Origin of the sequence: Streptococcus henryi DSM 19005 (genome assembly GCF_000376985.1) — a bacterium.
Lineage (GTDB): Bacteria > Bacillota > Bacilli > Lactobacillales > Streptococcaceae > Streptococcus > Streptococcus henryi.
The window spans coordinates 414,817-424,185 of the sequence record NZ_AQYA01000037.1; the positions used below are offsets into that span (position 1 = coordinate 414,817).

At 38.5% G+C, this 9,369-nt stretch carries 10 protein-coding genes and 1 pseudogene; all 11 read left to right on the forward strand.

The window, feature by feature from the left end; translation table 11 throughout:
* Positions 1-19 precede the first annotated feature (19 nt).
* Positions 20-424 (forward strand): Spx/MgsR family RNA polymerase-binding regulatory protein, encoded by a 405-nt coding sequence (locus tag F601_RS0111995; RefSeq protein WP_026183222.1) that lies wholly within the window; start codon positions 20-22, stop codon positions 422-424.
* Between the two features lie 2 nt (positions 425-426).
* Positions 427-702, forward strand: a complete 276-nt coding sequence (locus tag F601_RS0112000) for a UPF0223 family protein (RefSeq protein ID WP_018165929.1) — start codon at positions 427-429, stop codon at positions 700-702.
* The gene (locus F601_RS0112005) at positions 692-1,450 is read left to right on the forward strand and encodes an inositol monophosphatase family protein (protein ID WP_018165930.1); all 759 of its coding nucleotides are present in this window, start codon (positions 692-694) and stop codon (positions 1,448-1,450) included. Before F601_RS0112000 ends, F601_RS0112005 begins: the two co-directional genes overlap by 11 nt.
* Before the next feature lie 65 nt (positions 1,451-1,515).
* The gene (locus F601_RS0112010; protein WP_018165931.1) at positions 1,516-2,826 is read left to right on the forward strand and encodes an RsmF rRNA methyltransferase first C-terminal domain-containing protein; all 1,311 of its coding nucleotides are present in this window, start codon (positions 1,516-1,518) and stop codon (positions 2,824-2,826) included.
* A gap of 134 nt (positions 2,827-2,960) precedes the next feature.
* Positions 2,961-3,827 carry a phosphate ABC transporter substrate-binding protein PstS family protein gene (locus F601_RS0112015; RefSeq protein WP_018165932.1) on the forward strand — a complete coding sequence of 289 codons (867 nt, stop codon included), beginning with the start codon at positions 2,961-2,963 and terminating at the stop codon, positions 3,825-3,827.
* Positions 3,828-3,838: 11 nt separating this feature from the next.
* On the forward strand, positions 3,839-4,759 hold the full coding sequence (gene pstC / locus F601_RS0112020) for a phosphate ABC transporter permease subunit PstC (protein WP_018165933.1): 921 nt from the start codon (positions 3,839-3,841) through the stop codon (positions 4,757-4,759).
* A complete protein-coding gene (gene pstA / locus F601_RS0112025) occupies positions 4,749-5,636 on the forward strand; it encodes a phosphate ABC transporter permease PstA (RefSeq protein WP_018165934.1) in 888 nt (295 codons plus the stop codon). The genes pstC and pstA overlap by 11 nt, the downstream gene beginning before the upstream one ends.
* Before the next feature lie 15 nt (positions 5,637-5,651).
* Positions 5,652-6,455 carry a phosphate ABC transporter ATP-binding protein PstB gene (gene pstB, locus F601_RS0112030; protein ID WP_018165935.1) on the forward strand — a complete coding sequence of 268 codons (804 nt, stop codon included), beginning with the start codon at positions 5,652-5,654 and terminating at the stop codon, positions 6,453-6,455.
* An 11-nt stretch (positions 6,456-6,466) separates the two neighbouring features.
* Complete coding sequence (gene pstB, locus F601_RS0112035; protein WP_018165936.1) at positions 6,467-7,225, forward strand: phosphate ABC transporter ATP-binding protein PstB; 759 nt, start codon at positions 6,467-6,469, stop codon at positions 7,223-7,225.
* Between the two features lie 42 nt (positions 7,226-7,267).
* Positions 7,268-7,921, forward strand: coding sequence for a phosphate signaling complex protein PhoU (phoU, locus tag F601_RS0112040; RefSeq protein WP_018165937.1), 654 nt, complete (start codon positions 7,268-7,270; stop codon positions 7,919-7,921).
* Between the two features lie 95 nt (positions 7,922-8,016).
* A pseudogene (locus tag F601_RS12985) lies at positions 8,017-9,369 on the forward strand (IS3 family transposase); the annotation flags it as partial.

Genomic DNA, 9,369 nt, shown 5'->3' on the forward strand with positions numbered 1-9,369 from the left:
GTTTGTATAGAGGAAATATATGATTACCTTATTTTTATCACCAAGTTGTACAAGTTGTCGAAAAGCAAGAGCTTGGTTAACTAACCATAAAGTCGAATTTAAAGAACATAATATAATTACAAGTCCCCTCAGTCGAGAAGAATTGATGAGTATTCTATCATTTACTGAAAATGGTACAGAGGACATTATTTCAACGCGCTCAAAAGTCTTTCAAAAGCTTGATGTAGACGTTGATGATATGTCCATTTCTGACCTCATTCAACTAATTTCAGAAAATCCTAGTTTATTGCGTCGCCCTATTCTTCTTGATAAAAAACGTATGCAAATTGGATTTAATGAGGACGAAATCCGTGCCTTTTTGCCACGTGATTATCGTAAACATGAGTTGCGCCAAGCAACGATTCGAGCAGAGATTGAGAGATAAATATGAAAAATTATAGCTATCCGCTTGATTTATCTTGGAGCACTGACGAGATTACCGCAGTGCTTTCTTTTTTGAATCAAGTTGAAAACGCCTACGAAAGTAAGGTAGATGCACAAAAGTTATTAAAATGCTATGCTGACTTCAAAATGGTCGTTAAAAGTAAGGCACAAGAAAAACAAATCGATCGAGATTTTGAGAGAAGCAGCGGCTATTCCACCTATAAAGCTGTACAGGCAGCGAAATCAAAAGAGAAAGGAAGCTTTTCTCTTGAAAAATAAATATCAGTTTGCGCAAGAAATCATTCGAGAAGCAGGTCATTTTATTAAATCTAAAATGGACCATTATATTCATGTAGAAGAAAAAACACAGTTTGACGACCTTGTAACAAATTTAGATAAGGAAACGCAGGAGTTGCTTATCTCCAAAATCAAGAACTGTTATCCTGAAGATAATGTTTTTGCAGAGGAAGATGATATACGTCATCCCATTAATCAAGGTAATGTATGGGTGCTAGATCCTATAGATGGTACGGTAAATTTCATTGTACAGGGTGATCATTTTGCGATTATGATTGCTTATTTTGAAGCAGGAGTCGGCAAGTTTGGATTAATCTATGATGTAATGAGGAATTTGCTTTATTGTGGTGGGGGTGAATTTCCTGTTTGTGTAAATGGCAGGCCTCTTCCTGAATACGAAGAAAAACCGTTTAATCGCAGTTTATTAGGTACAAACGCATGCATGTATGCAGATAATTACCATGGTATTCGAGATTTAGCTAAACAAACTTTAGGAGTTCGTGTTTACGGCGGAGCTGGAATCAGCATGGCACAAGTTATGGCAGGACAACTATTAGGATATTTCTCGCATATTCAACCTTGGGATTATGCAGCAGCCTATATCATGGGGAAAAAATTGGGATACACTCTCTTAACATTAGACGGTCACCCAGTAGATTTCAATAGTCGTCAGACGATAATGTTTATTCCACAAGCTAAGCTAACAGAAATAAAAAAATATATAAAATAACCTCAAATTTCTTGAGCCCGGTTTCTTAAATGCTCTTGTTCCTAAAAATGTAGTATAATAGAGTCATGCTATTACCTGATAAATTTATTGAAAAGTATACTCGTTTACTGGGTTCAGAAGCAGCTGATTTTTTAGAAACTTTCAGTCAAGAAGCTGTAACTGGATTTAGAACTAACCCTTTGAAAAAAAATCAAAAATCTTTTGCTGACAAGATACCTAACACACCTTGGGGTCATTATGGAAAAGTTTCTGGAAAATCGGCGGAGCATGTCTCAGGATTAGTCTATTCTCAAGAACCTGCTGCTCAGATGGTTGCCCAAGTAGCTGCGCCAGAAAAAGGCATGAAGGTTTTAGACTTAGCAGCTGCGCCAGGAGGAAAATCAACACAGTTGCTCAGCTATTTGAATAATACAGGACTCCTTGTCAGCAACGAAATATCAACAAAACGTAGTAAAATCTTAGTCGAAAATATTGAGCGTTTTGGTGCAAGAAATGTTATCGTTACTAACGAAAGTTCTCAAAAATTAGCTAAGGTATTTACAGACTATTTTGATTTGATTGTTTTTGATGGTCCCTGTTCCGGCGAAGGCATGTTCAGGAAGGATCCCGCAGCGACACAGTATTGGCACGAAGACTATCCAGCAGAATGCGCTGACTTGCAAAAGGAAATCCTAGTTGAAGCCATGAAAATGTTAGCTCCAGGTGGGACTTTAGTCTATTCTACTTGTACTTGGGCACCTGAAGAGAATGAAGAAGTTGTAGAATGGCTCTTGTCTCAATATGACTATATGGATTTGGTAGACATTCCAAAAATTAATGGCATGGTTGAAGGGATTGATATGCCACAGGTTGCACGCATGTATCCTCATCACTTCAAGGGGGAAGGACAGTTTGTTGCTAAGCTTCAAGATAGCAGACCAAAGCAAGTACCCAAAGTAAAGTCTGCTTCTTCAAAACTGACAAAAGACCAAATCAAACTTTGGCAAGATTTTGCTAAAAAGCATCTTAAAATTGAGCTAGATGGTTTCTTGCAAACATTCGGTGATAATCTCTATTTGTTGCCTAAAGAATTACCAGATTTGTCTAAGTTAAAAATTGCTCGCAATGGTCTCCATTTAGGAACATTTAAAAAGAATCGTTTTGAACCAGCATTTGCATTGGGGCTTGCATTATCTTCAGATGACGTAGAACAGTTTGTTGAAATTGATATAGAACAGTTCAACAAGTATGTCACAGGAAATGTAGTTAGCCTAGAGGGGAGCTATACAAATGGATGGTATCTAGTGATGATAGAAGGCAATGGTATTGGATTTGCTAAGGTTGTTGGAAATACATTAAAAAATAATTTTCCAAAAGGCCTTCGATTTAACCCTTAACTGTTATTTAATACTTTTTAGGTTAAATAGGAAGAAAAAGACTTTTCAAGTTACAATATAGTGTGATACTATTTGAAAGTGAGTAGCTTACTCATGAAAGACTTTTATTTTACAAATGAATAGGAAAACAAAAAATGAAAAAGATGAAACGATTTATCTTTATGCTCTTAGCTGTTTTAGCAGTAACAAGCTTATCAGCTTGCGCGAAATGGATTGATAAAGGTCAATCTATTACTAGTGTTGGTTCAACGGCTCTCCAGCCACTTGTAGAAGCAGCAGCTGATGAATTTGGCTCAGAGAATATCGGCAAAACTGTCAATGTGCAAGGCGGTGGCTCTGGTACTGGTTTATCACAGGTACAGTCAGGCGCAGTTCAAATTGGTAATAGTGACGTATTCGCGGAAGAAAAAGATGGTATTGATGCTGAGCAACTCGTTGACCATCAAGTTGCAGTAGCTGGTCTTGCTGTTATTGTTAATGAAAAAGTTACTGTCAATGATTTAACGACGGAACAATTACGTAAAATCTTTACTGGGGAATATACAAACTGGGAACAAGTTGGCGGATCTAATTTAGATATTACAATTATCAACCGAGCAGCAAGTTCAGGATCACGAGCTACATTTGATTCAATCATTATGGACGGTTCTTCCGCGGTGCAGAGCCAAGAGCAAGATTCTAATGGTATGGTAAAATCTATTGTTTCACAAACCCCAGGTGCTATTTCATATTTAGCATTTGCCTATGTTGACGATTCAGTTAAAAAATTGAAGTTGAATGGTTTTGAGGCAAATGTTGAGAATGTAGCAACTAATAATTGGGAGCTATGGTCTTACGAGCATATGTACACTAAGGGTGAAGCTGATGGCTTAACCAAGGAGTTTTTAGATTTTATGATGAGTGATGAAGTCCAAGATGGGATTGTTGCTGGAATGGGCTACATTTCAATGAATGATATGCAAGTTGTCAAGAGTGCTGATGGTACTGTGACAAGCAAGTAAGAGGAAAGACAATGAATAATCAAGAATTAGTTAAAAAACTGACCTCCCCTTCAAAAAATTCACGTCTAGAGAAGTTTGGTAAGACAATCACCTTTTTATGCTTATCTCTAATTGTCTTTATTGTTGCAATGATTTTAATTTTTGTTGCTCAAAAAGGTTTATCAACTTTCTTTGTAGATGGTGTGAATATTTTTGAATTTCTTTTTGGAACTAAATGGGAGCCGTCTGCAAAATTATTTGGTGCTTTGCCAATGATAGCGGGGTCATTTATTGTTACCATTTTGTCAGCTTTAATTGCCACGCCGTTTGCTATCGGTGCAGCAGTCTTTATGACAGAGATCTCACCGAAATATGGTGCAAAAATTTTACAACCTGCTGTTGAGCTTCTTGTTGGTATTCCATCAGTTGTTTATGGATTTATTGGTCTTCAGGTTGTCGTTCCTTTTGTTCGTTCTATTTTTGGTGGGACAGGATTTGGTATCTTATCAGGGGTTTTCGTGCTCTTCGTTATGATTCTACCTACGGTTACTTTTATGACTGTAGATAGTTTGAAGGCAGTTCCTCGACATTACAAAGAAGCAAGTCTTGCTATGGGTGCTACACGTTGGCAAACTATCTGGCGTGTTATTCTCAATGCTGCACGTCCTGGTATCTTTACAGCCGTTGTTTTTGGTATGGCTCGTGCCTTTGGTGAAGCTTTGGCTATTCAAATGGTCGTTGGTAACTCAGCGGTTATGCCAACCTCTCTAACAACTCCAGCAGCGACTTTAACATCAGTCCTCACTATGGGAATTGGTAACACGGTTATGGGAACTGTCCAAAACAATGTTCTTTGGTCACTTGCTTTAGTCTTACTCCTAATGAGTTTAGGTTTCAACAGTGTGATTAAATTAATTACGAAAGAAAGAGGTAAGAAGAACTATGCCCGCTAAGAAAGTTGACCAAATAGCGACTGGGATTCTTTATACAATTGCAGTCATCATCGTTGCTATCCTTGCCTCACTCCTGTGTTATATTCTTTTCCGTGGTCTCCCACATGTGTCTTGGTCATTTTTGACAAGTAAGTCGTCGTCTTACCAAGCAGGAGGCGGTATCGGGATTCAGCTTTATAACTCATTCTTCCTGCTCGTTGTAACGCTTTTAATTTCTGTTCCATTATCTATGGGAGCAGGAGTCTATTTGTCTGAATATGCTAAAAAAGGACGTTTGACAAACTTTGTCCGTACTTGTATTGAAATTTTGTCTTCTCTACCCTCAGTTGTTGTCGGTCTCTTTGGTTATTTGATTTTTGTTGTTCAATTCCAATATGGTTTCTCGATCATTTCAGGTGCTCTAGCCTTGACCGTCTTTAACTTGCCACAAATGACACGTAGTGTTGAAGATAGTTTGAGAAATGTCCACCATACACAACGTGAAGCCGGTTTGGCTTTGGGAATTTCTCGTTGGGAAACGGTTTTGCATGTCGTTATTCCAGAAGCTCTTCCAAGTATTGTAACAGGTATCGTACTGGCTTCAGGCCGTATCTTCGGTGAAGCGGCAGCTCTTATTTACACAGCTGGACAATCAGCTCCAGCCCTTGACTGGGGTAACTGGAACCCACTCAGTGTAACAAGCCCGATTTCGATTTTCCGTCAGGCAGAAACATTAGCTGTGCATATCTGGAAAGTCAATAGTGAAGGAACCATTCCTGATGCCACTATGGTTTCAGCAGGAAGTGCAGCAGTGCTTCTTGTGGTTATCCTTATCTTCAATCTATCTGCCCGTTACATCGGTAAGAAATTACACCAAAAACTGACTTCAGCTGCCTAAAGGAGAAGCAAAGACATGACTGAATATAATTGGAATGAAAGACATATCATTACTTTTCCGCAAGAAAAGTTAGCTTTAGAAACAAAAGACTTGCATGTTTACTATGGTCAAAAAGAAGCTATCAAAGGTATTGATATGCAGTTCGAAAAAAATAAAATCACAGCCTTGATTGGACCGTCAGGATGTGGTAAATCTACCTTTTTACGTAGCTTAAATCGCATGAATGATACTATTGATATAGCTAAAGTAACAGGTCAAATCTTGTATGAAGGTATTGACGTTAATGCTGATAATATCAACGTTTATGAAATGCGTAAGCACATCGGGATGGTTTTCCAACGTCCTAATCCATTTGCTAAGTCTATCTATAAAAACATCACTTTTGCCTATGAACGTGCGGGTGTAAAAGACAAGCAAGTTTTGGATGAAATCGTTGAAACTTCCCTTAAACAAGCTGCTCTTTGGGACCAGGTGAAAGATGATTTGCATAAATCTGCCTTTACTTTATCAGGCGGTCAGCAGCAACGTCTCTGCATCGCTCGTGCCATCGCTGTTAAACCGGACATCTTACTGATGGATGAACCTGCGTCAGCCTTGGACCCAATTGCCACAATGCAATTAGAAGAAACTATGTTTGAGTTGAAAAAGGATTACAGTATTATTATTGTAACCCATAACATGCAGCAAGCTGCGCGTGCTAGTGACTACACAGCTTTCTTCTATCTGGGTGACTTAATTGAATACGATAAAACAAACACTATTTTCCAAAATGCCAAATTGCAATCAACTAGCGACTATGTGTCTGGTCACTTTGGTTAGAAAGGTCAAAAATGACAGAACCAATTTTAAAAGTTAGTGACTTGTCTGTTTATTACAACAAGAAAAAAGCACTAAATAATGTGTCAATGGATTTCTATCCTAATGAAATCACAGCCCTTATTGGCCCTTCCGGATCTGGAAAATCAACACTTTTGCGTGCCATAAACAGGATGGGGGACCTGAACCCAGAGGTTAGCTTGACAGGAACTATTATCTATAATGGTCATAATATCTATAGCCCTCGTACAGACACTGTTGAGTTACGTAAAGAAATCGGTATGATTTTTCAACAGCCCAATCCGTTCCCTATGACAATTTATGAGAATGTTGTTTATGGTTTACGAATCAAGGGAATAAAAGATAAGCAAGTTCTTGACCAAGCTGTGGAGGAATCTTTAATTGGAGCATCTATCTGGGATGAGGTCAAGGATCGCTTGCATGATTCTGCAGTTGGTCTATCAGGTGGGCAACAACAACGTGTTTGTATTGCTCGTACCTTGGCAACAAGCCCTAAGATTATTTTGATGGATGAGCCAACTTCGGCCTTAGATCCAATTTCCGCCGGTAAAATCGAAGATACCTTATATGGGTTGAAAGACAAGTACACCATGCTACTTGTAACACGTTCAATGCAACAAGCATCTCGTATTTCAGATCGTACTGGATTCTTTTTGGATGGTAATTTAATCGAATATGGTAAGACCAAAGAAATGTTCATGAATCCAAAACACAAAGAAACCGAAGACTACATTACTGGTAAGTTCGGTTAGAATTTGCGGTAGCTTTAATCACAATGTAAAGAGAGAATCATTATGTTAAGATCAAAATTTGATGAAGAATTAGAAAAATTGCACAATCAATTTTACTCAATGGGAACAGAAGTTCTCGGACAAATCAACAAAACCGTTCGTGCCTTTGTTAGTCATGATCGTGAGTTGGCTAAAGAAGTTATCGAAGAAGATGAAGTGGTCAATGAATTTGAAACTAAACTTGAGAAAAAGTCTTTAGAAATCATTGCCCTTCAGCAGCCAGTTTCACATGACCTTAGAACAGTTATAACAGTATTGAAAGCATCAAGTGACATTGAACGTATGGGTGACCACGCTTCATCTATTGCTAAGGCAACAATCCGTATGAAGGGTGAAGAGCGTATCCCAGAAGTTGAAGCTCAGATTAATGAAATGGGCAAAGCAGTTAAACATATGGTTGAAGATGCTTTAAATGCCTATATTACTGGCGATGATGTTAAGGCCTATGAAATTGCTGCATCAGATGAAGTCATTGATAATTATTTTAAAGATATTCAAGCACTTGCTGTTGAGGAAATTCGTAAAACGCCAGATGCAGTTTTTGCTGGTAAGGAATACTTCCAAGTTATCATGTACTTAGAACGTATTGGTGACTATGCTCGTAATATTTGTGAGTGGATTGTTTACCTCAAAACTGGTAAAATTATTGAATTATAATAATCTATTGAAGCTACATTTCCTTGATATACTCCCCTTATAGTTTCCAGTGAAATAACAAAAACATTTCACTGGAAACTATGAGGGGTTTTCGTATGTCCAAAAGAAGTCCAAAAAGTGTAGAAGAAAAATTAGAGGTTGTCTTAAGATATCAAAGAGAAGGGAAATCTGCAGACCAGTTAGCCAGAGAATATGGTATCTCAAAATATTCTGTTAGAGATTGGATAAGGAAATACCAAACCAATGGCATTGAAGGTCTTAAGGGAAGTCATACTTGGAAGAAGTACTCATCAGAGTTAAAGAAGTCTGCTGTTGAAGACTATCTCGATGGCAAGGGAAGTACACATACCATCTGTCAAAAATATGGGATTTCTTCTACCTATGTTCTCAGGAGCTGGATAAAGAGGTATACTAGTGGTAAGGAACTAACAACTACTAGTAAAGGAGGCACTCGTATGAGACAGGGGCGTAAGACAAGTTTTGAAGAGCGTGTTGAGATTGTCAATTTTACCATTGCTCATGAGAAGGATTATCAGGCAGCTATGGAAAAGTATGGCGTTTCCTACCAGCAGGTCTATTCTTGGGTTAAAAAGTTTGAAAAGCAAGGTAGTCAAGGCTTAGTAGACCGCCGTGGTAAGGGCCTTGATAGTAAACCAAACCTGACTACTGAGGAAGAGCTACAACTCAAGATCAAACAGCTTGAAGAACGTAACCGTTATCTAGAAGCGGAGGTTGGTCTGCTAAAAAAGTTGGAAGAAATCAAACGTCGAAACCGGATGTAAGACTAGGTCGTCACTTAGAGAAATTTCAAGCCCTTAAGGATTATTATGACGAGGAAAAAGAGCTCTCTATCAGTGCTCTTTGCCAGATTTTGAAGGTATCTCGGTCAGGCTATTACAAGTGGCTGAACCATGAGGAAACAACATCAGAGAAGCTTAATAGGGAGCTCGTGAGTCACATTAAAGACTTTCATCGTGAGCATAATGGCATCTTTGGCTATCGTCGGATGACGATTAACGTCAATCGTCTGCTAGGGACTAACTACAACAAGAAACGCATTCGTCGTCTTATGCAAATCTTAGGACTTCAATCTGTCATTCGCCGATCAAGAGGTTACTGCACAAAGACCAGTTACAAGAATATCGAAGACAACCTCCTTAATCGCGATTTTACTGCCACTGCTCCCAATCAGAAATGGTGTACAGATGTCACTTTTATGACCTACGGATTAGGCAGTAAGGCCTATTTAAGTGCTATTAAGGATCTCTACGATGGCTCAATCGTAGCCTATCATATCAGCCAACATAATGATAATCCGCTTGTTATGACAACACTAGCTAAAGCTATGGAAGACAATCCTGGTGCCAGACCTCTTCTTCATAGTGACCGAGGGTCTCAATATACTTCTAGAGAGTATCGTATGGTCACCACACAATATCAGATAACAC